Origin of the sequence: Amycolatopsis lexingtonensis (assembly GCF_014873755.1) — a bacterium.
Classification (GTDB): domain Bacteria; phylum Actinomycetota; class Actinomycetes; order Mycobacteriales; family Pseudonocardiaceae; genus Amycolatopsis; species Amycolatopsis lexingtonensis.
In genome coordinates, this window is the sequence record NZ_JADBEG010000001.1 from 9,020,515 (window position 1) to 9,041,751 (window position 21,237).

At 69.7% G+C, this 21,237-nt stretch carries 31 protein-coding genes; 23 read left to right on the forward strand and 8 right to left on the reverse strand.

The features are described 5' to 3' along the window. Positions 1-19: 19 nt before the first annotated feature. Together murA and H4696_RS42085 are read left to right on the forward strand one after the other, a co-directional pair. Complete coding sequence (gene murA, locus H4696_RS42080; RefSeq protein ID WP_086865189.1) at positions 20-1,294, forward strand: UDP-N-acetylglucosamine 1-carboxyvinyltransferase; 1,275 nt, start codon at positions 20-22, stop codon at positions 1,292-1,294. Further along, positions 1,295-1,753 (forward strand): Uma2 family endonuclease, encoded by a 459-nt coding sequence (locus tag H4696_RS42085; RefSeq protein WP_225958024.1) that lies wholly within the window; start codon positions 1,295-1,297, stop codon positions 1,751-1,753. Position 1,754: 1 nt separating this feature from the next. On the opposite strand, the gene H4696_RS42090 is transcribed toward H4696_RS42085, so the two are convergent. After that, positions 1,755-2,348 (reverse strand): TetR/AcrR family transcriptional regulator, encoded by a 594-nt coding sequence (locus H4696_RS42090; RefSeq protein ID WP_086865191.1) that lies wholly within the window; start codon positions 2,346-2,348, stop codon positions 1,755-1,757. A gap of 45 nt (positions 2,349-2,393) precedes the next feature. On the opposite strand from H4696_RS42090, the gene H4696_RS42095 reads away from it, so the two are divergent. The 3 genes from H4696_RS42095 to H4696_RS42105 are packed head-to-tail and all read left to right on the forward strand — an operon-like array spanning position 2,394 to position 4,871. Then, the gene (locus tag H4696_RS42095; RefSeq protein ID WP_338078738.1) at positions 2,394-2,873 is read left to right on the forward strand and encodes a nuclear transport factor 2 family protein; all 480 of its coding nucleotides are present in this window, start codon (positions 2,394-2,396) and stop codon (positions 2,871-2,873) included. Then, on the forward strand, positions 2,866-3,684 hold the full coding sequence (locus H4696_RS42100; RefSeq protein WP_192782821.1) for an NmrA family NAD(P)-binding protein: 819 nt from the start codon (positions 2,866-2,868) through the stop codon (positions 3,682-3,684). The genes H4696_RS42095 and H4696_RS42100 overlap by 8 nt, the downstream gene beginning before the upstream one ends. Further along, positions 3,681-4,871, forward strand: a complete 1,191-nt coding sequence (locus H4696_RS42105; protein ID WP_086862016.1) for an alpha/beta hydrolase family protein — start codon at positions 3,681-3,683, stop codon at positions 4,869-4,871. Before H4696_RS42100 ends, H4696_RS42105 begins: the two co-directional genes overlap by 4 nt. Here the strand turns inward: H4696_RS42105 and H4696_RS42110 are convergent. The 3 genes from H4696_RS42110 to H4696_RS42120 form a co-directional block, all read right to left on the reverse strand. Then, the gene (locus H4696_RS42110; RefSeq protein ID WP_086862034.1) at positions 4,868-5,206 is read right to left on the reverse strand and encodes a LysE family translocator; all 339 of its coding nucleotides are present in this window, start codon (positions 5,204-5,206) and stop codon (positions 4,868-4,870) included. The two genes, H4696_RS42105 and H4696_RS42110, sit on opposite strands and share 4 nt — an antisense overlap. Before the next feature lie 198 nt (positions 5,207-5,404). Further along, positions 5,405-6,028 (reverse strand): LysE family translocator, encoded by a 624-nt coding sequence (locus H4696_RS42115; protein WP_086862017.1) that lies wholly within the window; start codon positions 6,026-6,028, stop codon positions 5,405-5,407. Next, positions 6,028-6,654: a LysE family translocator gene (locus H4696_RS42120; protein ID WP_086862035.1), complete on the reverse strand. Its 627-nt coding sequence runs from the start codon at positions 6,652-6,654 to the stop codon at positions 6,028-6,030. Before H4696_RS42120 ends, H4696_RS42115 begins: the two co-directional genes overlap by 1 nt. Positions 6,655-6,794: 140 nt before the next feature. Here H4696_RS42120 and H4696_RS42125 point away from each other — a divergent pair, with 140 nt between their 5' ends. The 3 genes from H4696_RS42125 to H4696_RS42135 all read left to right on the forward strand — a co-directional run bounded on the left by H4696_RS42125 (position 6,795) and on the right by H4696_RS42135 (position 9,999). Beyond that, entirely contained in the window at positions 6,795-7,316 is a 522-nt protein-coding gene (locus H4696_RS42125; protein ID WP_086862018.1) for a YdbT family protein, read from the forward strand. A 58-nt stretch (positions 7,317-7,374) separates the two neighbouring features. Continuing rightward, positions 7,375-7,899, forward strand: a complete 525-nt coding sequence (locus H4696_RS42130) for a hypothetical protein (protein ID WP_086862019.1) — start codon at positions 7,375-7,377, stop codon at positions 7,897-7,899. A gap of 84 nt (positions 7,900-7,983) precedes the next feature. Beyond that, positions 7,984-9,999 (forward strand): protein meaA, encoded by a 2,016-nt coding sequence (locus tag H4696_RS42135; protein WP_086862020.1) that lies wholly within the window; start codon positions 7,984-7,986, stop codon positions 9,997-9,999. Here the strand turns inward: H4696_RS42135 and H4696_RS42140 are convergent. After that, the gene (locus tag H4696_RS42140) at positions 9,992-10,534 is read right to left on the reverse strand and encodes a cysteine hydrolase family protein (RefSeq protein ID WP_086862021.1); all 543 of its coding nucleotides are present in this window, start codon (positions 10,532-10,534) and stop codon (positions 9,992-9,994) included. The genes H4696_RS42135 and H4696_RS42140 overlap by 8 nt on opposite strands. Before the next feature lie 71 nt (positions 10,535-10,605). On the opposite strand from H4696_RS42140, the gene H4696_RS42145 reads away from it, so the two are divergent. The 4 genes from H4696_RS42145 to H4696_RS42160 all read left to right on the forward strand — a co-directional run bounded on the left by H4696_RS42145 (position 10,606) and on the right by H4696_RS42160 (position 13,365). Then, positions 10,606-11,586, forward strand: a complete 981-nt coding sequence (locus tag H4696_RS42145) for a GlxA family transcriptional regulator (RefSeq protein WP_086862022.1) — start codon at positions 10,606-10,608, stop codon at positions 11,584-11,586. After that, positions 11,568-12,335 (forward strand): enoyl-CoA hydratase-related protein, encoded by a 768-nt coding sequence (locus H4696_RS42150; RefSeq protein WP_086862023.1) that lies wholly within the window; start codon positions 11,568-11,570, stop codon positions 12,333-12,335. Before H4696_RS42145 ends, H4696_RS42150 begins: the two co-directional genes overlap by 19 nt. A 68-nt stretch (positions 12,336-12,403) precedes the next feature. Then, positions 12,404-12,904 (forward strand): TetR/AcrR family transcriptional regulator, encoded by a 501-nt coding sequence (locus H4696_RS42155; RefSeq protein ID WP_225955957.1) that lies wholly within the window; start codon positions 12,404-12,406, stop codon positions 12,902-12,904. Then, positions 12,901-13,365 (forward strand): DUF2867 domain-containing protein, encoded by a 465-nt coding sequence (locus H4696_RS42160; protein ID WP_086862025.1) that lies wholly within the window; start codon positions 12,901-12,903, stop codon positions 13,363-13,365. Before H4696_RS42155 ends, H4696_RS42160 begins: the two co-directional genes overlap by 4 nt. Here H4696_RS42160 and H4696_RS42165 read toward each other — a convergent pair. Next, positions 13,337-13,882, reverse strand: coding sequence for an NUDIX domain-containing protein (locus H4696_RS42165; protein WP_086862026.1), 546 nt, complete (start codon positions 13,880-13,882; stop codon positions 13,337-13,339). The genes H4696_RS42160 and H4696_RS42165 overlap by 29 nt on opposite strands. Positions 13,883-13,918: 36 nt before the next feature. Here H4696_RS42165 and nucS point away from each other — a divergent pair, with 36 nt between their 5' ends. Beyond that, the gene (nucS, locus tag H4696_RS42170; RefSeq protein WP_163046839.1) at positions 13,919-14,578 is read left to right on the forward strand and encodes an endonuclease NucS; all 660 of its coding nucleotides are present in this window, start codon (positions 13,919-13,921) and stop codon (positions 14,576-14,578) included. Here the strand turns inward: nucS and H4696_RS42175 are convergent. Together H4696_RS42175 and H4696_RS42180 are read right to left on the reverse strand one after the other, a co-directional pair. Then, positions 14,530-15,918: a site-specific integrase gene (locus tag H4696_RS42175; RefSeq protein ID WP_211299740.1), complete on the reverse strand. Its 1,389-nt coding sequence runs from the start codon at positions 15,916-15,918 to the stop codon at positions 14,530-14,532. The genes nucS and H4696_RS42175 overlap by 49 nt on opposite strands. Beyond that, positions 15,911-16,501, reverse strand: a complete 591-nt coding sequence (locus H4696_RS42180; RefSeq protein ID WP_143265182.1) for a hypothetical protein — start codon at positions 16,499-16,501, stop codon at positions 15,911-15,913. Before H4696_RS42180 ends, H4696_RS42175 begins: the two co-directional genes overlap by 8 nt. 71 nt (positions 16,502-16,572) lie before the next feature. Between H4696_RS42180 and H4696_RS42185 the strand changes: the two genes are divergently transcribed. From H4696_RS42185 to H4696_RS42230, 10 genes are all read left to right on the forward strand, one after another. After that, positions 16,573-16,776 carry a helix-turn-helix transcriptional regulator gene (locus H4696_RS42185; protein ID WP_211299741.1) on the forward strand — a complete coding sequence of 68 codons (204 nt, stop codon included), beginning with the start codon at positions 16,573-16,575 and terminating at the stop codon, positions 16,774-16,776. A gap of 74 nt (positions 16,777-16,850) precedes the next feature. Then, positions 16,851-17,213: a hypothetical protein gene (locus tag H4696_RS42190; RefSeq protein WP_086862029.1), complete on the forward strand. Its 363-nt coding sequence runs from the start codon at positions 16,851-16,853 to the stop codon at positions 17,211-17,213. Continuing rightward, entirely contained in the window at positions 17,210-17,464 is a 255-nt protein-coding gene (locus H4696_RS42195; protein ID WP_086862030.1) for a hypothetical protein, read from the forward strand. The genes H4696_RS42190 and H4696_RS42195 overlap by 4 nt, the downstream gene beginning before the upstream one ends. Next, entirely contained in the window at positions 17,461-17,676 is a 216-nt protein-coding gene (locus tag H4696_RS42200; protein WP_086862031.1) for a hypothetical protein, read from the forward strand. The genes H4696_RS42195 and H4696_RS42200 overlap by 4 nt, the downstream gene beginning before the upstream one ends. Further along, positions 17,673-18,023: a hypothetical protein gene (locus H4696_RS42205; RefSeq protein ID WP_086862032.1), complete on the forward strand. Its 351-nt coding sequence runs from the start codon at positions 17,673-17,675 to the stop codon at positions 18,021-18,023. The genes H4696_RS42200 and H4696_RS42205 overlap by 4 nt, the downstream gene beginning before the upstream one ends. Before the next feature lie 190 nt (positions 18,024-18,213). After that, positions 18,214-19,344, forward strand: coding sequence for a hypothetical protein (locus H4696_RS42210; RefSeq protein WP_143265184.1), 1,131 nt, complete (start codon positions 18,214-18,216; stop codon positions 19,342-19,344). Then, a complete protein-coding gene (locus H4696_RS42215) occupies positions 19,341-19,547 on the forward strand; it encodes a hypothetical protein (RefSeq protein WP_143265185.1) in 207 nt (68 codons plus the stop codon). The genes H4696_RS42210 and H4696_RS42215 overlap by 4 nt, the downstream gene beginning before the upstream one ends. Before the next feature lie 265 nt (positions 19,548-19,812). Continuing rightward, the gene (locus H4696_RS42220; protein ID WP_192782822.1) at positions 19,813-20,037 is read left to right on the forward strand and encodes a hypothetical protein; all 225 of its coding nucleotides are present in this window, start codon (positions 19,813-19,815) and stop codon (positions 20,035-20,037) included. Between the two features lie 16 nt (positions 20,038-20,053). Continuing rightward, the gene (locus H4696_RS42225; protein WP_086862630.1) at positions 20,054-20,377 is read left to right on the forward strand and encodes a hypothetical protein; all 324 of its coding nucleotides are present in this window, start codon (positions 20,054-20,056) and stop codon (positions 20,375-20,377) included. 20 nt (positions 20,378-20,397) lie between these two features. Further along, on the forward strand, positions 20,398-20,976 hold the full coding sequence (locus H4696_RS42230) for a hypothetical protein (RefSeq protein WP_086862631.1): 579 nt from the start codon (positions 20,398-20,400) through the stop codon (positions 20,974-20,976). Positions 20,977-21,237: the final 261 nt, after the last annotated feature.

Here is a 21,237-nt window from a genome sequence, read left to right on the forward strand (position 1 = left end):
GAGGGCATGATTGGCGGCCATGAGCGAGCACTTCGACGTGCATGGCGGAGCCCGGCTGGTCGGCGAGGTCGACGTGGTCGGCGCCAAGAACAGCGTGCTGAAGCTGATGGCCGCGGCACTGCTGGCCGAGGGCACCACGACCATCACGAACTGCCCGCAGATCCTCGACGTCCCGCTGATGGGCGACGTGCTGCGGAGCGTCGGCTGCGAGGTCGTCATCGAGGGCGACACCGCCACCATCACGACGCCGGCCGAGCTGTCGCACCGCGCGGACTCGGCGGCGATGGGCAAGCTGCGCGCGTCCGTCTGCGTGCTGGGGCCGCTGGTCGGCCGGCTGAAGCAGGCCGTCGTAGCACTGCCGGGCGGCGACGCGATCGGCTCGCGCCCGCTGGACATGCACCAGAACGGCCTGCGCAAGCTGGGCGCGACGAGCACGATCGAGCACGGCTGCGTCGTCGCGAAGGCCGAGACGCTGGTCGGCGCGCAGATCTGGCTGGACTTCCCGAGCGTCGGCGCGACCGAGAACATCCTGATGGCGGCCGTGCTGGCCGAGGGCACCACGGTCATCGACAACTGCGCGCGCGAGCCCGAGATCGCCGACATCTGCACGATGCTCATCGAGATGGGCGCGAAGATCGAAGGCGCGGGGACGTCGACGCTGACGGTGCACGGCGTCGAGAAGCTGCACCCGACCGAGCACAGCGTGATCGGCGACCGGATCGTCGGTGCGACCTGGGCGTTCGCTGCCTCGATGACCCGCGGCGACATCACCGTCCGCGGCGTCAACCCGCACCACCTCGACCTGGTGCTGAACAAGCTGGAACTGGCCGGCGCCGAGGTCGAGACGTTCGACGACAAGGGCTTCCGCGTGATCCAGCCGGAGCGCCCGAAGGCGGTCGACTGGGTGACGCTGCCGTACCCCGGCTTCGCGACCGACCTCCAGCCTTTCGCGGTGGCGCTGTCGGCGGTGTCCGAGGGCACGTCGATGATCACGGAGAACGTCTACGAGGCGCGGTTCCGCTTCATCGAGGAGATGGTCCGCCTCTCCGGCGACGCCCGCACGGACGGCCACCACGCGGTGGTCCGCGGCGTTCCGCAGCTGTCGAGCGCCCCGGTCTGGGCCTCCGACATCCGCGCGGGCGCCGGCCTGGTGCTGGCGGGCCTGTGCGCGGATGGCGTCACGGAGGTCTGGGACGTCTTCCACATCGACCGCGGCTACCCGCACTTCGTCGAGAACCTGAACCGGCTGGGCGCGAACATCGAGCGGGTGAGCGGCGAACCCGAGCGGAACTGACTGGACCCGGCTCCGCGCCGTCCACACCAGAAGATCGTCCGGCGGATGTCCTACGCGCTCGAAGAGGCGTGCGGAGCCGAACTGGCGGTGGAGTTCGACGTCGATCTCCGTCTGCGGGACGTGCCGCTGCTCAACCGCCGCCCCGACCTCGTGGTCTACGACGCGTCGCTGGACGCCGACACCGTGCTGCGGCCCGAGCACTGCTCGCTGGTGATCGAAGTGATGTCGCCCCGCTCGATCACCGCGGACCAGACGGACAAGCCCGCGGAGTACGCCGGCGCCGGGATCCCGCACTTCTGGCGCGTGGAGAACGAGACCGACGACGTCCGCGGGCTCACGGTCTTCTGCTACCGGCTCGACCCGACGACCCGGGTGTACACCTCGTCCGGCGCGCACAAGGGCAAGCCGGCGGTCTCGGATCCGTTCGACTTCGCGATCGATCTGGCCGACCTGCTCTGACTCACGTGTCCCGGGCGCCCAGTGCGCGCAGGGCGTACGCCACCAGACGGTCCACGTAGTCCGGTTCCGCCTCGGCCTGCCGGACCACCAGCCGCCAGTAGATCGGGGCGGCCAGGACGTCGAGCGCCATTTCCATGTCCAGGTCGGCGGGGAGCTCGCCGCGGGTGATCGCGCGGCGCAGCATCTTCTCGCCGACCTCGCGGCGGGGGCCGCCGATGGCCTCGCGCAGGCCGCGGCCGTACTCCGGGGCGCGGGCGTCCTCCGCGACCAGGTCCGGGAGGATCCGCGAGAACAGCGGGTGCGTGAGCCAGTCGATCAGGGCCTGCATCGTTTCGCGCAGGTCGCCGCGCAGGGTGCCCGTGTCGGTCTCCGCCGCGCGGGTCACGCTGAACTCCGTCACGACGGAGGCGATCATGTGCTCCTTCGACGTCCACCGCCGGTAGAGCGCGCTCTTGCCGACGCCGGCGCGTTTCGCCACCGCTTCCATCGACAGCCGCCCGAAGCCCTGTTCGGCCAATTCCCACATGACGGCTTCACTGATGGCCCGCGTGACCTCGGGCTGGAGGACCGCGGCGCCGGTCGGGGTGCGTGCCATGGCGGCAGTGTAGCGGGTGGACGGAACGGTACCGTCCCGTCTACTCTGACGTCGGGACGGTACCGTTCCGTCCAAACGTCGAAGGAGGCTGCGATGCACGACTTCGTCGAGCGCGCGCTCGATCTGCTGCTGAAGCACGATATGGCCGGGTTCGCCGGGCTCTGGGCCGAGGACGGCGTCCTCGAGTTCCCGTTCGCCGCCCCGGGCTACCCGGCGCGCGTCGAAGGCCGGGACGCCATCCGCGAGTACCTGCGCGACTACCCGAACCTCCTGGACATCCGGGAGGTCACGGCGATGACCGTGCACGAGACCACCGACCCGGCGGTGGTCGTCGCCGAGTTCACCGTCGCCGGCGTCGTCGTCGCGACGCAGCGGCCGTACGAGCTGTCGTACATCGCGGTGATCACCCTCGAGAACGGCGAGATCCGCCGCTACCGCGACTACTGGAGCCCGCAGGCCGCGGCGGACCTGCTCGGCGGCGCGGACGCGCTGACCGCGGCCTTCACCGGCGGCGACCGTGGCTGACGTCCTGGTCGTCGGCGGCACCGGCACCACCGGCCGCCGGGTCGTCGCGGGCCTGCGCGCGCACGGCGCGGGGGTGCGCGCGGCCACCCGCAAGCCGGGCGAGGCCGGCCAGGTCCGGTTCGACTGGGCCGACCGCGCCACCCACGCCGGCGCCCTGCGCGGCGCTTCCGCCGTCTACCTGGTCGCGCCGATCGGCGAGGCCGCGCCGGCGGGCCTGGTGGCGCCGTTCGTGGCGGACGCGCTCGAGGCCGGGGTCCGCCGGATCGTGTTGCTGAGCTCGTCCGCCGTCACCGACGACACGCCCGGCCTCGGCGAGCTGCCCCGGCTGGTGCGGACGGCGCCGGAGTGGGCCGTGCTGCGGCCGTCGTGGTTCATGCAGAACTTCACCGGCGAACACCTGGTGGCGCAGGGCGTGCGGGACGGCGAGGTCGTCACCGCCACCGGGGACGGCCGGGTCGCGTTCGTCGACGCCACCGACATCGCGGCGGTCGCCGTCCGCGCGCTGACCGACCCCGAACCGCACAACACCGAACACGTCCTGACCGGTCCTGGTGCTTTGAGCTATTCCGAAGCCACATCGATCATCGCCGCCCGCACCGGCCGCCCGGTGCGCCACCGCCCGGTCGGCACCGCCGAGTTCGCGGCGCGCCTGACCGCGGCCGGCATCCCCGCCGAGTTCGCGCGCGTGCTCGCCGTGCTCGACGAAGACATCCGGCACGGCGCGGAAGACCGCGTCACCGCCGTCGTGGAGCAGGTCACCGGGCGGCCCGCCCGGTCGTTCGAAACCTTCGTGGAGGAAGAAATCCGATGAAGCAGCTCATGTTCGAAGAAGACGCGCAGTTCTGGTTCGAGACGCTGCGCCTGTTCGGCCACGCGGCCTACGGCGGTTCGGACTTCGGCGAGGTCCTCGCGGCGGCGTCGACGGTGAAGCCGGGCGACTACGACAGCTGGCACGACGCCTACCGCGGCCTGGCCGATCGCCTGTACGCCGAAGCGGCCGACGCGAGCCCGGTGACCGCGCGCGACCTGCTGCTGCGCGCGTCGACGTACTACTTCTCGTCGGAGTTCTTCCTGCACGGCGACCCGGCGGATCCGCGCATCGCGGCGGCCTACGACCGCAGCGTCGAGTGCTTCCGGCGCGCCGCCGTCGCCGAGCCGGTCGAAATCCCCTACGAGGGAACGGTTCTGCGCGGCTACTTCTACCGGGCGCCGGGCGACGGCCCGAAGCCGGTGCTGGTGATGCACAACGGTTTCGACGGCAGCGCCGAAGAGTGCCACTACCTGGGCGCGGCGGGCGGCGCCGAGCGCGGCTACCACGTGCTGACGTTCGACGGCCCCGGCCAGCCGAGCGCGATCCGGCACGACAACCTGGTGTTCCGGCCGGACTGGGAACACGTCGTCACGCCGGTGCTGGACTTCGTCCTCGGCCTCGACGGCGTCGACCCGGACCGCGTCGCGCTGCTGGGCGTCAGCCTCGGCGGCATGCTGGCCCCGCGCGCGGCGGCGTTCGAACCCCGCCTGGCGGCGGTCGTCGCACTGGACGGCGTGTACGACGCGGGCGCGGCCGTGGTCGGCGCCCTGCCCTGGGACCGCGCGGAGATCGTCCGCCGGGCGAACGCGGCGGACGACCCGGAGTTCGACGCGCTCCTCACCGCGGGCCGCCAGGCCAACCCGACCCTGCGCTGGGCCTGCGACCACGGCCGCTACGTCCTGGGCGCGGCGACCGACCGCGAGTTCGTCGCGAAGTACCTCGAGTACACGCTGGAAGACGGCGTCGCGGAGAAGATCACTTGCCCGACGCTGGTCTGCGAGGCGGCGGACGACCTGTTCTTCGGCGGCGAGCAGGAGACCGAACCCCGGCGGCTGTACGCGCACCTGAACGCGCCGAAGACGTTGCTGACGTTCACCGCGGAGGAGGGCGCGGACGCGCACTGCCACGTCGGCGCCCAGCGCCTCGCGACCGGGCGGGTCTACGACTGGCTGGACCGGACGCTCTAGCTTTCGAGCGCGAGTGCCGCGCCGAAGCCGACGAGCGCGGTGCCGGTGACGCCGTCCAGGGTGCGGCGGATCCGGCGCTGCCGCAGCCACGCGCGGATCCGGTGCACCCCGGCCACGATCACGAGCTGCCAGAGCGTCGCGAGCACGCCGACCGTCCCGGCGAGCAGCAGCGACTCCGCGATCGTCGAGTCCGGCGTCAGGAACTGCGGCAGCATCGACAAGGAGAAGACGAGGACCTTCGGGTTGGTGAGGTTGCACAGGAATCCCTCGCGCCAGGCAGCGAACAGGGCCTTGAAGCCGAGGTAGGTCGCACCCGCGGATTTCGGCCGGGCCATGCGGGCCGCCCCGGCCACCGACCCCAGGGCAGCCCCCGCCCTCCTCGGGGGGCGTGCCCTGGTCCAGTTTACCGGCGGCGGCGGACAAAACCGGCCGGAATGCTGTCCGGCGGCCGACTTGTCCACAGCGTGCTCCGGCTGTGGACTGCCTGGCGGACTGCATGTCCAGCCGCGGAAACCCGGCCGTGCAGGACGAGGTCAGGACTCCAGGGCGAGCGCCGCGCCGAATCCCAAAAGGGCCGTGCCGGTCACGCCGTCCAGCACCCGGCGGACGCGGCGGCGCTGCAGCCAGCCGCGGACGCGGTGCACGAAGAACAGCAGCAGCACCTGCCACACCAGTCCCAGCGCCGCGACCGTGTACGCCAGCAGCAGCGAGTCGGCGAAAGTCGACGACGGGGTCAGGAACTGCGGCAGCACCGACAGGTACAGCACGATCACCTTGGGGTTGGTGATGTTCGAGAGGAACCCCTCCCGGAACCGCCGGCCGCGGGAGGCACGGGCGCGGCGGACGTCGTCCAGTGCGGCGTAATCGCCGCGCCAAGCGCCGCGCAGGGCCTGGATGCCCAGGAAGACCAGGTAGGCCGCGCCGAGCCACTTCACCGTTTCGAACACCGGCTGGGAGCGGGTGAGCACCGCGCCCAGGCCGAGGGCCGCCGCCGTGCCCTGGAGGAAGTTCGCGGCCGTGATGCCGCCGCACGCCCACGCGCCGCCGCGGGCGCCGCCGGTCAGCGCGTTCTTCAGCACGACCATCGTGTCCGGGCCGGGCATCATCGCCAGGAACGCCATCATCGCGGCGAACCCCGCGTACGTGCTCAGGGACATCAGGACTCCAGTGCGAGGGCGGCGCCGAAGCCGAGCAGCGCGGTGCCGGTGACGCCGTCCAGCGCGCGGCGCACCCGGCGGCGTTCGAGCCACGCGCGCACGCGGTGCACGAACACCAGCAGCACCAGCAGCCACACCACGCCGAGCACGGCGACGGTGTAGGCCAGCGCCAGCGCGTCCCACGTCGTCGTGCGCACCGGGTCGAGGAACTGCGGCAGCACGGACAGGTACAGCACCAGCACCTTCGGGTTGGTGATGTTGGAGAGGAAGCCTTCGCGGAACCGCCGGAACCCGCCGCCCTTGCGGCGTTGGGCCTGCTCCACGACGTCGTAGTTGCCGCGCCAAGCCCCGCGCAGCGCCTGGAAACCGAGGAAGACGAGGTAGGCCGCGCCGGCCCACTTCAGCGCGAGGAACACCGGCTGCGACCGCGCGATGAGGACGCCGAGCCCGAGCGCCGCGGCGCTGCCCTGCACGGCGTTGCCGGTGAAGATGCCGAGCGACGCGAGCAGCCCGCCGCGGAACCCGCCGGACAGCGCGTTCTTCAGCATCACCATCGTGTCGGGCCCCGGCGCGAGCACGATCAGGATCACGATGACCAGGTAACTCCCGTACACGCTCCACGTCACGGCCGTCACGCTAATCGACGGGAACGCCGTGGTCTCGCGGATTTCCGTCACAGCGGCCCGCTCGGCCACAGAGCGTGTACGAGCAGGTGCAGCGCGCTCGGAACTCGGCGGGAGGGGTCCCGGCAGAGTAGTGTTCGGCCATGTCAGCAGGGGAAATCGAGCTTCTGCCCGGTGAGCGCGTGCTCTGGGCGGGAGAACCGGTCCAGCGCCCGCTCTACGTCGCCGCGGACGGGGTGATCGCCCCTGCCGGACTCGTCGTCACCGCCGCCGCGCTCTGGTTCCTGCTCGCGAAGGACCCGGCCGGCGTCACCATGGTCTTGGCCGCCGTGGTGCTGGTCCTCGGTCTCTACGGACTGGTCGGCCGCTCACTCGTCCGCTACCTCGCGCTCGGCCGCACGACGTACGCGGTGACGGACAGCCGGATCATCGCGCGCTCGGGCCTGTTCCGGCAGCAGGAACGCGCCAGCGAACTGGCCGGCCTGTCGGCGCCGGTCCTCAAGCCCGGCCCGTCGCGCACCGGCACGCTCACGTTCGGCACGCCCGGCGCGGTGACGCTGATCGGCGTCGGCGAGCCGAAGCGCGTGCGCGACCTGCTGACCAAGGCCATCGACGAGGCGAAGGCCCGCCAGGCCCCGCCGGAATCGGGCGAGCCCGCCGCCTGAGGGCAACCGGCACGGCCTTCCCGCGCGTCTGCACCGAAAGAAGCGCCGGGAGGTCGCCGTGGATGTGCCTTCGATCGTTCTGTCGCCGGGTGAGCGGTTGCTGTGGTCGGGGCGGCCGCAGCGGATCGCCCCGGTCGGTCTCGAGTGGTTCCGCCCCGTCTTCGGTTCGCTCTTGGTGGCGGGTTCCGCCGCGGTGGTTCCCCTGCTGTTCCCGGGGTATCCGTTCGCCTTCGTGGTCGCGCTGGTGGCCGGCGGCCTCGCGGGGTGCTGGTGGCCGGTGCTCTCCCGGCCGTGGGTGCTGGGCCGCGCGGGGTACACGGTGACCGACCGGCGGGTCGTGGTGGCCGATCGCGTTTCGGGCCGCATCCGCAAGCAGGCGGAGCTGGGCACGGTCCCGCCGACGGTCACCTGGCTGGGCCGCGACGGTCTCGGCACGCTCGGCTTCGGGACGCCGGACCTCGTGGCGGACGTTTCCGGCTACCTGGTGGGCCGGCACCGTGAGCGCGACGCAATCAAACTGGTCGCCGTACCGGAGCCCGACCGGATCCACGACCTGGTCGTGGCGGCGCAGGACGCGGACTGAGTCACTCGGACGTGTTCGATTCCACTGCCACCACAAGTTACCGGTCGGTACACTCTACGAAACGTCCACCGCCGGAGGTGCCCAGTGCCGTACCCAACGGACCGCGAGCGAGACCGACCGTGGGTGATGCGCACGTACGCGGGGCACTCGTCCGCCGCGGCGTCGAACGAGCTCTACCGGCGCAACCTCGCCAAGGGGCAGACCGGGCTCTCGGTTGCCTTCGACCTGCCCACCCAGACCGGCTACGACCCGGACCACCAGCTCTCGCGCGGTGAGGTCGGCAAGGTCGGCGTGCCGGTGTCGCACATCGGCGACATGCGGCGCCTCTTCGACGGCATCCCGCTCGCCGAGGCGAACACGTCGATGACGATCAACGCGCCGGCCATGTGGCTGCTCGCGCTGTACGTCTCCGTGGCGCGCGAGCAGGCCGAAGCCGAGGGCCGCGACGTCGACGAGGTGCTGGCGAAGCTCACCGGCACCACGCAGAACGACATCATCAAGGAGTACCTGTCCCGCGGGACCTACATCTTCCCGCCGGGGCCGAGCCTGCGGCTGATCACCGACATGATCGCGTGGACCGTGCACCACGTGCCGAAGTGGAACCCGATCAACATCTGCAGCTACCACCTGCAGGAAGCCGGTGCGACGCCGACGCAGGAGGTCGCCTACGCGCTGTGCACCGCGATCGCCGTGCTCGACGCCGTCCGCGACTCCGGGCAGGTCGACGCGGCCGACATGGCCAAGGTCGTCGCGCGGATCTCGTTCTTCGTCAACGCCGGCGTCCGGTTCGTCGAGGAGATGTCCAAGATGCGCGCGTTCACCGCGCTCTGGGACGAGATCACGCGGGACCGTTACGGCGTAACGGATCCCAAGGCGCGCCGGCTGCGCTACGGCGTCCAGGTCAACTCGCTCGGGCTCACCGAAGCCCAGCCGGAGAACAACGTCCAGCGGATCGTGCTGGAGATGCTCGCGGTGTCGCTCTCCCGCGGCGCCCGCGCCCGCGCGATCCAGCTGCCCGCCTGGAACGAGGCGCTCGGCCTGCCCCGGCCGTGGGACCAGCAGTGGGCGCTGCGGATGCAGCAGGTGCTCGCGTTCGAGACCGACCTGCTGGAGTACGAGGACATCTTCGACGGCTCGCACGTCATCCAGGCCAAGGTCGACGAGATCATGACCGGCGCGCGCGAGGAGATCGCGCGCGTGCAGGACCTCGGCGGCGCGGTCGCCGCGGTCGAGAGCGGCTACATGAAGTCGCAGCTGGTCACCTCGCTCGCCGAATACCGGCGCGGGATGGAGAACGGCGAGCGGATCCTGGTCGGGGTCAACAAGTTCGAGACGACCGAGCCGTCGCCGCTGCAGGCCGAGGGCGCGAAGGCGATCGAGACCATCGACCCCGCCGTCGAAAAGGCGGCTGTCACCGCGATCGAGGAGTGGCGCACCGGGCGCGACAACGAGGCCGTCGAGCGGTCGCTGGCCGCGCTCAAGGAACGCGCGCAGACCACGGAAAACCTCTTCGAGGCCACTGTGGACTGTGCGCGGGCCGGCGTCACCACCGGCGAGTGGGCCGGCGCGCTGCGCGAGGTGTTCGGCGAATACCGGGCGCCCACCGGAGTTTCCGCGGCGGCCGCGGGCAATGGCGACCCGGGGATCGAGCGGGTGCGCGAACGCGTCCGCGCCACCGAAGCGGAACTGGGCGAGCGGCTGCGGATCCTGGTCGGCAAGCCGGGACTCGACGGGCACTCCAACGGCGCCGAGCAGGTCGCCGTCCGGGCGCGTGACGTCGGTTTCGAGGTCGTCTACCAGGGCATCCGGCTGACACCCGAGCAGATCGTCGCGGCCGCCGTGCAGGAGGGCGTGCACGTCGTCGGGCTGTCCGTGCTGTCCGGCTCGCACCTGGAAGTCGTCCCGAACGTCGTCGACGGCCTGCGCGCGGCGGGCGCCGGTGACGTGCCGGTGATCGTCGGCGGGATCATCCCGCCGGACGACGCCGCGCTGCTCACCGAACGCGGCATCGCCCGGGTGTTCACGCCCAAGGACTACGAGCTGACCGACATCATGGACGGCATCGTCTCGCTGGTCCGGGAGCGCAACGGGCTCAGCTGAGCCCGGCCAGGATGTCCTTTGTGGACTTCACGGTGGCGAACTGGTTGGCCAGGTTCGCCGCCGTGACGCGGTACAGCTCGTCGGCGGTCACCTCCGGGAGGTCGAACGTGAACGTGGCGTCGAGCGCGAAAGTCACGTCGTAGCCGAGGTTCCCGCCCATCCGTGCGGTGGTTTCGCAGCAGAAGTTCGTCTGGATCCCCGCCAGGACGAAGCTCGTGATGCCGCGCTTGCGCAGCCACGCGTCGAGGTCGACGTCGCCGATGAAGGCCGAGTTGACCTTCTTGCCGAACACCAGGTCCGGCCGTGCGCCGTCGAGTTCGGGCTTGAAGTCGTTGCCCGGCTGGCCGGGCAGCAGCGGCGAGTCCGGTTTCACGGAGTCGTGGTGCACGAGCACGACGGGCAGTCGCCGTTCCTGCCACGCGTCGAGCAGCGCCTTCATGTTCGCTTCGGCGCCAGGGTTGTTGCGCGGGCCCCAGAAAGCCGCGTCGTCGAACCCGCGCTGGACGTCGATCAGGATGAGTGCCGATTCGGTCATGGCGTCGAGTTTCGCGGGCTTCTCGCGCTCAGGGGAGTGGCAGAAGACGCGCGATGCAGTACTTTCCTGCCATGCGCACGATCGGCGTTCTGCTGCTGCCCGGCACCCGGCTGTTCGACCTCGCGGTGATCGGCGAGGTCTGGGGCCAGGACCGGACCGACAGCGGGATCGGCCCGTTCACCGTCCGGCTGTGCAGTGCGGGCCGGGCGCGCACCGCCGTGTCGCCGTTCGGTGACGTCGCGGCGACGCACGGTCTGGCCGGGCTCGACGGCTGCGACCTCGTGCTGGCGCCGGGCCGCGACGACCCCCTCGCGCCGGTGCCGTCCTCCGCCGTCGCGGCGCTGCGCCGGGCCCACCGGGACGGGCGCACGGTCGCGGGACTGTGTTCCGGCGCGTTCACCCTGGCCGCCGCGGGCCTGCTCGACGGCCTCCCGGCGACCACGCACTGGCGGGATCTCGACGCGTTGGCCCGGGTCGCGCCGCGGGCGGACCTCCAGCGGGACGTGCTCTACACCGACGACGGCGGCGTCCTGACGTCCGCGGGGGTCGTCGGCGGCCTCGACCTCTGCCTGTACCTGGTCCGCCGCGACCACGGCGCGGACGTCGCCGCCGCACTGGCGCGCCGCCTGGTGATGCCGCCGGCGCGGGAAGGCGGGCAGCGGCAGTACGTCGACAGTCCCGTGCCTTCCGCGACTCAGCCGGGTCTGTCGTCCACAATGGACTGGGCGCTGGCCCGGCTCGGCTCCGGGATCGGCGTGGAGGACCTGGTCGGGCACGCGCGGATGAGCGAGCGGACGTTCCACCGCGAGTTCGCCGCGGCCACCGGCGTGACGCCGGGGCGCTGGCTGCGCGTGCAGCGCGTCCGGTACGCGCAGCGGCTGCTGGAGACGACGGCACTGCCGGTCGAGCGCGTCGCGGAGCGGTCCGGGCTGGGCACGGCGGCCAACCTGCGGCGGCGGATGCACGCCGAGGTCGGCGTCGGCCCGGACAGTTACCGGCGCACATTCCGGTCCGGAGGGGCTACGGTCGGGGAATGTACGAGCACCTGCTGATGAGCCGGGACGGCGACACCGTCACGATCACCATGAACCGGCCGGAGCGGCGCAACTCGCTGTCCGCGGACCACCTCGCCGAGCTGCTCTCCGCGTTCCAGGCGGCGGGGACGTCCGACGCGACCGGCGTCGTGCTGGCCGGCGCGGGACCGGTGTTCTCCGCGGGGCACGACTTCGGCGACGTGGCCAAGCGCGACCTGATGGGCGTGCGCGAGCTGCTGACGTTGTGCACCGACCTGATGAAGACCATGCAGTCGATCCCGCAGGTGGTCATCGCGCGGGTGCACGGCCTGGCCACCGCGGCCGGCTGTCAGCTCGTGGCGTCGTGCGACCTGGCCGTGGCCGCCGAGTCGGCAGGCTTCGCGCTCCCGGGCGGCAAGGGCGGCTGGTTCTGCCACACGCCGGCGGTGCCGGTGGCGCGTTCGATCGGCCGCAAGCGGCTGATGGAGCTGGCGCTGACCGGCGACGCCATCGACGCGGCGACCGCGCTCGACTGGGGCCTGGTCAACCGGGTGGTGCCCGACGAACACCTCGACGACGCCGTCGGTGACCTGCTGTCGCGGGCGACGCGCGGCAGCCGCGCCAGCAAGTCGATGGGCAAGGTGACGCTCTACGCCCAGCTCGACCGGCCCGAGGCCGACGCGTACGCGATCGCGTTGGAGGTCATGGCCGCGGCGTCGCAGCTGCCGGGCGCCCGCGAAGGCATGGCGGCGTTCCTGGAGAAGCGCAAGCCCTCCTGGCCCGACTGAGCGCCACTTTCACGTGAAAGTGGCGCTTTGCGCTGTCAGCGAACCATACCATACGGTATGGTATGGCCATGGTGGGGAAACGGGACTGGCTGGACGCGGGGTTGGTTTTGCTGGCGGAGCAGGGGGCGCCGGCGGTGACGATCGAGCGGCTGGCCGAGCGGCTCGGTCTGTCGAAGGGGTCGTTCTACCACCACTTCAAGGGCATGGGTGGCTTCCGCACCGCCCTGCTGGCGCACTTCGAGGCCGAACGCACGACCCGGTTCGTGGAGCAGGCCGAAGCGGCGGAGGGCGACCGGCTGGGCGCGCTGCTGAAGCTCGTCCTCGCGCCGGGACCCGGGCCGGAGCTGGAGATCGCCGTCCGGGCGTGGGCCCTGCAGGACACCGAAGCGCGGGCGGTCCAGGAGCGCGTCGACCGGACCCGCGTGGCCTACCTGACCGAGATCAGCGGCGACGCCGACCTCGCGCAGGCGCTGTACCTGGTGGTCGTCGGCGCCGGGCAGGTCGTGCCCCCGCTGTCCGGCCGTCAGCTCAAGAGCGCGCTGGAACTCGTACTGGGGAGAAGAAAATGACCGGACCGTTCGCCGAGGCCGCGGACTACGTCGAGTTCAAGGAGATCGAAAGCGAGAACAGCCTGCGCGAGTTCGTCGCGGGCGTGTTCGGCTGGTCGCCGTGGTGGGTGAAGGGGCTGTTCGGCGTCCGCTACCTGCTCGCCAAGGCCCTGCGGCTGGACACCGCGGCGGTCCCGCGGACCGGCCGGCTCCGGCCCGAGGACGTCGGGTTCGCGCCCGGCGACCGGGTCGCGTTCTTCACCGTCCGCGCCGGGGATCCGGAGCGCTACCTGGTCGCGGGTGTGGACGACAGCCACCTGACCGGGTACCTGACGGTCGAAGCGGTGCCCCGCGGGTTCCGGCTCGGCACGATCGTGCACTTCCACAACCGCGTCGGCCCGGCCTACTTCGCGGTGATCAAGCCGTTCCACCACCTCGTCATCCGCGGGATGCTCAAGGCCGGAGCCGCTCGTACAGCATGAGCTGGGCCCACGCGGCGATCGATTGCGAGTCGGTGATTTCGCCGGCGACGATCATCTTCTCGATGTCCGCGCGCGGGAACCACGCGCTGCGCATGTCCTGCTCTTCGAGCTCGCGCTCGGGCTCGCCCTCGGTGACGTCCGTGGCGAGGAACACCCAGCCGCGCTGGCTGCTCATGCCGGGCGCGACGTCGAGCTTGCCGAGCGCGACCATCGAACCGGCCCGCAGCCCGGTTTCCTCGCGCAGCTCGCGCGCGGCGAGCTCGGCGGGCGGCACGTCGGCGCGGTCGGGCGCGGTGCCCTGCGGGAACTCCCAGCGGCGCTCGCCGACCGGGTAGCGGAACTGCTCGACCAGCCGGAACCGGTCGCCGTCCTGGGCGATGACGAGGGCGTACGCGGGCTTGTCGATCACGCCGAAGATGCCCGGCGAGCCGTCCGGACGGCGGATTTCGTCCTCCCGGACGGTCATCCAGTTGTTCCGGTACACCTCGCGGGACGCGACACGCTGAATGGGGTCCACCCGCCCAGTATCCCGGACCTGTCCTACCCTCCTCGGGTGCGTCTCGTGATCGCGCGGTGCCAGGTCGACTACGCCGGCCGGCTCACCGCCCACCTGCCGATGGCCACCCGCCTGCTGCTCGTGAAGTCCGACGGCTCGGTGTCGGTCCACTCCGACGACCGCGCGTACAAGCCGTTGAACTGGATGAGCCCGCCCTGCTGGCTGATCGAGGACGGCAAGCTCTGGATCGTCGAGAACAAGCAGGGTGAAAAGCTGGTGATCTCGATCGACGAGGTCTTCCACGACTACACCCAGGCCCTCGGCGCGGAACCGGGCCTGCAGAAGGACGGCGTCGAGGCGCACCTGCAGGAACTGCTGGCCGAGCACATCAAGACCCTCGGCGACGGCTACACGCTGGTCCGCCGCGAATTCCCGACGGCGATCGGCCCGGTCGACATCATGGCCCGCGACGCCGACGGCCGTTCGGTGGCGGTGGAGATCAAGCGCCGCGGCGAAATCGACGGCGTCGAGCAGCTGACGCGGTACCTGGAGCTGCTCAACCGCGACCCGCTGCTGGCCCCGGTGCAGGGCGTGTTCGCGGCCCAGATCATCAAGCCGCAGGCCCGGACGCTGGCTGAGGACCGCGGGATCCGGTGCCTGACCCTGGACTACGACGAGCTGCGCGGCATCGAGTCCGACGAGTTCAGGCTGTTCTGAATGGACGGGCTGGTCAGAGGGTGCCCCGGGCTGCCCTGGGGCACGTCGGGGGCGCATGGGGCCTCCCCGACCGCAGTCACAAGGTATGAACCATCGGCGTTGCGAGGGGCCCACATGGCGTCGATGGCCCCCTTCGTCCGGTCCTCGGATTCAGGCATGAGGTGTGCGTAGTACCGCAGGGTGACGCTGGGGTTGTGGTGTCCGAGGTGCGCGGCCACGGCGACGATCGACTCTCGAGCATCCAGCAGCGTCGAGGCGTAGAAGTGCCTCAACGCGTGCTGACCGTTCATGCGATCCGCCGGGATCCCCGCAACCTCTTGGGCCCGCCGCCACGCGTAGGTGTTGAAGTTGTTGCGGTTGCAGGCTGTGCGCTCCCGCGTGGTGACGAAAAGCTTCACCTTGACCGGCTTGCCGTTGGGCTCTTCCCACGGCAAGGTCACCTCGACCGCCGGGAACTGCGCCAGGTACGCGGCCAGCTCATCGCGCACACGCGGCGGCAAGGGCACCTCACGGACCTTGCCGCCCTTCGGCAGTGCGAAGCACAGCCTGTTTCCGACGATCTTCACCTGACGCTGGACGTTGACCTTCCCGCGTAGCCAGTCGATGTCATCGGGAGACAGCCCGAACGACTCGCCCTGGCGCAGCCCCAGACCGGAACCCATCGGAATGAACGGCTTGTAGCGGTCCGGTAGGGCCGCGTGCATCCCCATCACCCAGTCCCGCGACCACGGGACGATCTTCCGTGAGTCGGGCTTAGGTGCCTTGACCGAGCGCAGCCGGCACGGGTTCTTACTGATCACCTCGTTGTCGACCGCGCAGTTCAGCATGGCCGACACGTGAGAGAACACAACGGCCTTAGTGGACTCGGCAAGCGGATCACCCTTGGCTGTCTTCACGTGAGACAGCGACTTCAGCCAGTTCTGAATAGCGGCGGGTTTCTGCGCAGCCTTCAGTTGCAACCGCCACAGCGGGTACGGCTCGACGTACCGGCGGAGACGGTCCTCGATGTTCTGGAGCGTCAGCGGGTCAAGGGTCAGGTTCGCCAGCCACTCACTCTTGGCATAGGTGCTGAACAGGACTTCGCCGGCCCGCTGGTCGATGTAGGTACCGCGGAGCTTGTCCGCCTCGACCAGGTTGACGTGTGCTTCAGCGTCGCCCTTCTTGCGATAGGACTTCTTTCGCTCAGCGCCGTCTGGCTCGCGCCAGCGGCACAGCCAGCGGAGGCCCTTGCCGTACCGGTCGGTCTTGATCATGACCGGCTTGTCGTCTTCGTCAAGCAGCGGCTTGCCGGTGGCTTCGTCCTTCGCCTGTGTCCACCAGCGATCTTCGACGCTAGCCATCGGTCTCCCCTTCTGCCGGCGCTCTGAGTTGGCTCTCGGCGATCCACTGGAGGATGGGCACAACTCGCCCGGGTGAGAGGTCGTTCCTTCGGCAGAACGCGGAGAGCGCGGACCCAAGCCTGACCAGCTGATCCCAGTGCGGCCCGCCTTCGCGGGCGGTCAACTCGGGTTCGACGAGTGGGTTGTTGTCGGCCCTGAAGGTCAGCTTCCGCTGACGGTCGCGGTGACTGCGGGTCTCGTATGTGAGCGGCTCAAGGCCGTTGGCCCACACCCATGCCTGCCGGGCGGTAGCGCTGATGTTGGGGGAGAGCTGCACCTCCGTGTCGTCTGCCTCTGGGGGGAGCAGGAGACGGTTAGGGGTCGCGTCCAGCGCTAGCGCAAGGGCAACCAGGTCGCTCACGTCTACGCGACGGGCTCCCTGCTCGACCTTGGTCACACCACTCGGTAGGAGTTTCTGTCCAACCCAGTCGGACATGCTCGCCGCGAGGTCGCGCACCTTCAGGCCGCGGATCTCCCGCAACTCCTTGACGTTGCGGGCCACCCGCTGGTCAGTTGTTTCCACATCGGAAACCTTATCACGCATCTTGCGAACGACGGAGACATGAGCTAATCTAGTTCCCAAGATGGAAACGGACCGACCCGAAAGGCGAACAGGTGGACAAGACGCTGATGCCGGACCTGGCTACGCGGCGGGAGGTCGCTGACTACCTCAAGCTCAGCGCCAACACGCTGTCTCAGATGGCTTACGAGGGCCGCGGGCCCCGCTACATCCTGGTCGGGAACCGGGCGCGCTACGCCTGGGAAGACGTGAAGACCTGGCTCGAAAGCCAGACGGTTGGCGGACCGATCGCCGCCTGAAATCAAGGAACCGCCCCGGGATTGCGGCCCGAGGCGGCTCAGCCACCCCCTAGGTCTGCAAGGAGACCACGAAGATGACGATCACCGAGTTTACCCCCAACGTCACCCCCGAGGCCATCGGCTGGAAGGTCGAACCGACCCTCCCGGACTACGTCTGCGCCACCGACTGGTGCGACCACTCCGACTGCACCCCCTACCTGGACATCGACGGCAAGTGGTACTCCCACAAGCGCCTCGTGATCGCCCCGTTCCCGGAGCAGGACTTCGACCTCGAGATCTTCCGTATGGACACCCGGTCCGGGGACACCTGGACCGAAGGGGACATGAAGTTCGCCGCCGCGTCGGCTGAGGCCATGTCCGCCGAGGGCCCCCAGCACTTCGCCCACCTGCTCTACTCGATCTTCTGCGCGGGCCGCAAGGTCGGGGGTGCCGCGTGACCACCGCGACCTACCCGGAGTTGGACCCAAACTGGGTGCTCGACACCCTTTCCCGCCTGCTAGTCGAGGACTACGCCGATGAGGCTGTCACCTTGGCGGCCGGTCGTCCGGCGATGACGGACACGGACCGACTGGTCGGCACCGGTCGGGCGCTGAGCTATCTGTACGTGCTGACTGCGGGCCGTCTGGGGCGGACCTACGAACAGCAGGCTGCGATGCGCGACGCCGCAGAGTCGGAGGTGGCCAAGTGACCGCCCCCGTTGAACACGCCGACGTAGCCCACTTCGTCGACCTCGCCACCGCGTGGGCGCGAAAGGTCGGTCTGGAATACGACCTCGTCGAACTCCGCGCCCAGATCGGCGCGGCTCTCGACGCCACCCAACTCCACAACCCGAAGTCCGTCCGCGTGGCGGGGTACGTGCGGATCGCGGAGCTGATCTACGGACCCGAGGAAAAGCTGTGAGTCTGCAAGAGGGCCGCAAGGACCGTGACGCCGGTGTGGACGCTGTTCTGTCCGCCGACGTTGCGGCCCACCGCGGCGACCGCGACCGGGTCGAGAAGCCGTTCTACTTCTTGGTCCGGTCGGGCTCGCCTTTCACCGCCGACCACGTCGACAAGCTGGTGTCGACCGATGGTGGGGGCCCGTACAACCGCCTGCTGATCGCCGTCGTGATGCTCACGGCGGCCCGCAGGGGCGAGATCACCGAGGTATTCGACCGCCGTCCGGTTGCGTCCACCAGGCGCAGCCGGCATGGCGCGAAACTCCGTTGGTGGCGCGGCATCACAGCCGAGAACGAGGCTGCCGCGTGATCAACTGTAAGCCCCCGGTTGACTCCGCCATGTGCGCGTCCTTCTCCTGCGCAGCACTGGCGGTTGAGTCCCGGGTTAGCGGCGGGCGGTGGCCTTCGGGCGATCATCTCCCCGCCCGCCGCGTCTACTTCCCCACGCCCCCGGTGCGATCGCGTCCGCACCGGGGGCTGTGGGGTCCCTGGGAGTGCGCATGAGTTACCAAGCGGTTGAGTGGGCGTTCTTGCACGCCCCGATCCCTGATGACGAGAAGGGCGTCAGCCCGAAGGCGGCGACTCTCGTTGCCGTGCTAGCCGCGCTCGCTCACCATGCTGAGGTCGACGGCTCGGCGGCGTTCCCCTCCGTCAAGCGGATGGCTGGGATGACCCATCTATCTGAACGAGTTATCCCAGGCGCCGTCGAGCGCCTGAGAACTCTTGGGTTGATCAAGCCCGGTCGTGAGGTGGCGAAGTGGAAGAAGCTCCGGGCCGACAACCGACCGAAGATCTGGGATCTCCAGGTGAAGCGGCACTACCAGAATTGCGCCGAGTGCATTCGCCAGGAGGAACGAGCGAAGGAACGGGGTGAACGGGATGCACCCCGCGACCTGAACCCAGTGCACCCCGTTGGGGAACGACCTGAACCCGATGCACCTCGCGGGATGAACGGGGTTCCGGAACGGGGTGAACCCGATGCACCCGAAGAGTCCTTAAAGAGTCCTAAGAAAAGTCCTCTCGACGACGCACCTCAGGAGTCGGAGGAACGACAGAAGCTGAAGACAGCCTTCGCCATGCTCTGTCAGGCATATGGAGGCCTTAAGGGGCCATACGACGACGCAGCTCGAGAGTTCGTCCGTGCCCTCCAAGAGGTGGATGCTCCGACGCTGGTCGAGGCCGCTCGCACATACCGACTTGAGCTGAGCGATCCGAAGCACCGAGTGTTCCTGCACAAGTGGTTGCGTCAAGGCTTCTGGAAGAACCAGAAAGTGGCCCAGACTGGGCCAGACCTCGGCGGCTACCACGGAGCCGAGGAACTTCCCCGCAGTCTCGTCGTAGACATCCTGGGGCCAGACCACTGGACCCCACCAACGCCGCCACGTGAGATCACCGACGGCCCGCATGAGGGTCTGGTGCAGTACGGCGAGCGCCAGAACGATCTCCGCTTCCAGGCACGCCAGGAACAGGCGTGGTTTGAGATGAACGCCCGCGCTCACCGTGGTCTTGATCCGATCACCGGGGAGCCGAGCAGCACAGCGAAGCCAATAAGGGGGTCGTCGTGGCGGGAACCCGTCCGTGACCCCGGTACGGGAAGGGCTATCGACCGGTACGAGGAGTACGCAGCATGATCAACGAAGACGCTTGGTACCACCAAGCCTGGCTGCGGTTCCTGAAGCTGCCTGCTAAGCAGATGTGGCTGAAGGCCCGCGGCTACACCATGTCGGAGAACGAAGCCCGACTCCGACAGGCGTTCAACTCCTCGTGGCCAGCCGGCTGCGTCACCTGTCGCCGACGGCGTTGCCGCTGCGGCGAAGCTCAGGAGGCGAAGTGACGCCGGAACCACTCGAGGCAGACCGGGTCACACCCGGATCAGACGAGTGGGTAGCCGCTGTCCAGGAGTTCGAACAGGACAACGGCTACCCGCCCTGGGCAGTCGTCGGCCCTGACGGCTGGTGCGTTAGCCGCTTCCCTGAAGGACCCGGCGTCGCCTGGACTGCCGCCGGCCTCCGCCAACTCCGCCAACACACAGCCGACATCCCCGGAGCCTTCCGCGCATGGGGGAGCCTGCTCAACCAAATCAGCCGCAAGGAGAACCAGTGACCACAGCTGAACAGCCGGAGCACCGGTGCTCCGCAGACATCCGCCGCGATGTCGACGCCTACCGAGCGGCCCTCACCGAAACTGCCCGTGGCGGGGACCGCGACGAGTACAGCGACGCACTGGCCAGCCTCCGCGCAGCAGAAGCCGAGCTGAAGGAAGCCGAGCTTCGCGAATTCAACACCCTCACTGAGGGACTCAACCGCGGCAACGCCGCCGCCTAACACAGGAAGTCAGCAGATGACTCGCTCTCGCCCCTCCAACGGCAGCTACCAGATCACGCAGATGCTCGCTGCCACCAACTACCGCAGCCACGGCCTGTACCTCCACGCCGTGGGCGACCCCAACAACCCGCAGATCGTGCACCAGTCCGACAACTCCACCATCACCGGCGTCATGACCCTCACCCCGAACGGCCAGTACTGCGATGTCAAGACCGCCGGCGGTCTGACCGCCCGGTTCCTCGCGAACCGCTTGGAGTGGTTCGACTCCGCCGGCGTCGCCTCCCCCAGCTCGAACACGACGGACCCGGATTACTACGGGACCCCCGTCACCGCCTCCTGACCCGAAAGGACACAAGCCTCATGACCAGCACCCCTGGCACCCACTCCATCGGCGAACGCCTCGCCGCGCACCACCAGCAGCGCGCAACCGAACGCGCAGCCGCTCAGGCCGCCGTGCAGCCGGAGCAGCCCGCGGACCGCCAGCCCGGCATCGAAGCCTTCCGTGCCCTTCAGGCTCAGGTGGACGGTGCACACACCGCCCTGTCCGAGGCCCTCCGTGAGGGCGCGATGAAGTCCGTCATCGCAGACCGGGAACAGAAGCTCGCCATCGCGAAGGAGAACGTCAGCCGCGCTGTCGACGCTGCCCCCGACCCGATGGCCGCCCGCGCCCTGGCAGCGTTCACCGCGAACGAGCAGGACCGCCCGACCCGACCCATCACCGCCGGCGACATGATCCTCGAGGCTGCGTCCGTCTCCCGCGGGCGGGAACGCTACCTGGAGAACCAGGTCAAGGTCATGGGGGACTGGGAGCAGTTCCGCGACGAGCGGGACCACCCCGAGCGGCAGGCAGCAGCCAACCGGGAACTCCTGATCGGGCAGCTACAGGCCCTTCGCGAAGCCAAGGCAGAAGCAAACCCCGAAGCGCCGGCGGAGGCCTGAACCCTTTGGACGGTCCGGGTGGGGTCTGACCCCATGGAACGCGTTGATCTAGGCGCCACCCGGGCGTCCTGACTTGCGATAAGTGTCAATATCCGAACTCAGGGAAGGGGTGGTCACGGTGCAGTGCACGGCCACCAGCAAGCAGTCAGGGGAGCGGTGCAAGAAGCCCCCGCGTCGTGGCGCCACGGTGTGCCACTTCCACGGCGGGAGCGCCCCTCAGGTCCAGGCCAAGGCCGCCGTGAACCTGGCCGAACAGGACCT

Bases quoted from the DNA above. Each gene is read 5' to 3' on its own strand.
- murA (WP_086865189.1), top strand. From the start codon at position 20: ATGAGCGAGCACTTCGACGTGCATGGCGGAGCCCGGCTGGTCGGCGAG.
- H4696_RS42225 (WP_086862630.1), top strand. From the start codon at position 20,054: ATGACTCGCTCTCGCCCCTCCAACGGCAGCTACCAGATCACGCAGATG.
- H4696_RS42155 (WP_225955957.1), top strand. From the start codon at position 12,404: ATGGTGGGGAAACGGGACTGGCTGGACGCGGGGTTGGTTTTGCTGGCG.
- H4696_RS42175 (WP_211299740.1), bottom strand. From the start codon at position 15,918: ATGGCTAGCGTCGAAGATCGCTGGTGGACACAGGCGAAGGACGAAGCC.
- H4696_RS42105 (WP_086862016.1), top strand. From the start codon at position 3,681: ATGAAGCAGCTCATGTTCGAAGAAGACGCGCAGTTCTGGTTCGAGACG.
- H4696_RS42190 (WP_086862029.1), top strand. From the start codon at position 16,851: ATGACGATCACCGAGTTTACCCCCAACGTCACCCCCGAGGCCATCGGC.
- H4696_RS42115 (WP_086862017.1), bottom strand. From the start codon at position 6,028: ATGTCCCTGAGCACGTACGCGGGGTTCGCCGCGATGATGGCGTTCCTG.
- H4696_RS42145 (WP_086862022.1), top strand. From the start codon at position 10,606: ATGCGCACGATCGGCGTTCTGCTGCTGCCCGGCACCCGGCTGTTCGAC.
- H4696_RS42140 (WP_086862021.1), bottom strand. From the start codon at position 10,534: ATGACCGAATCGGCACTCATCCTGATCGACGTCCAGCGCGGGTTCGAC.
- H4696_RS42160 (WP_086862025.1), top strand. From the start codon at position 12,901: ATGACCGGACCGTTCGCCGAGGCCGCGGACTACGTCGAGTTCAAGGAG.
- H4696_RS42125 (WP_086862018.1), top strand. From the start codon at position 6,795: ATGTCAGCAGGGGAAATCGAGCTTCTGCCCGGTGAGCGCGTGCTCTGG.
- H4696_RS42215 (WP_143265185.1), top strand. From the start codon at position 19,341: ATGATCAACGAAGACGCTTGGTACCACCAAGCCTGGCTGCGGTTCCTG.
- H4696_RS42180 (WP_143265182.1), bottom strand. From the start codon at position 16,501: ATGCGTGATAAGGTTTCCGATGTGGAAACAACTGACCAGCGGGTGGCC.
- H4696_RS42150 (WP_086862023.1), top strand. From the start codon at position 11,568: ATGTACGAGCACCTGCTGATGAGCCGGGACGGCGACACCGTCACGATC.
- H4696_RS42230 (WP_086862631.1), top strand. From the start codon at position 20,398: ATGACCAGCACCCCTGGCACCCACTCCATCGGCGAACGCCTCGCCGCG.
- H4696_RS42210 (WP_143265184.1), top strand. From the start codon at position 18,214: ATGAGTTACCAAGCGGTTGAGTGGGCGTTCTTGCACGCCCCGATCCCT.
- H4696_RS42110 (WP_086862034.1), bottom strand. From the start codon at position 5,206: ATGGCCCGGCCGAAATCCGCGGGTGCGACCTACCTCGGCTTCAAGGCC.
- H4696_RS42090 (WP_086865191.1), bottom strand. From the start codon at position 2,348: ATGGCACGCACCCCGACCGGCGCCGCGGTCCTCCAGCCCGAGGTCACG.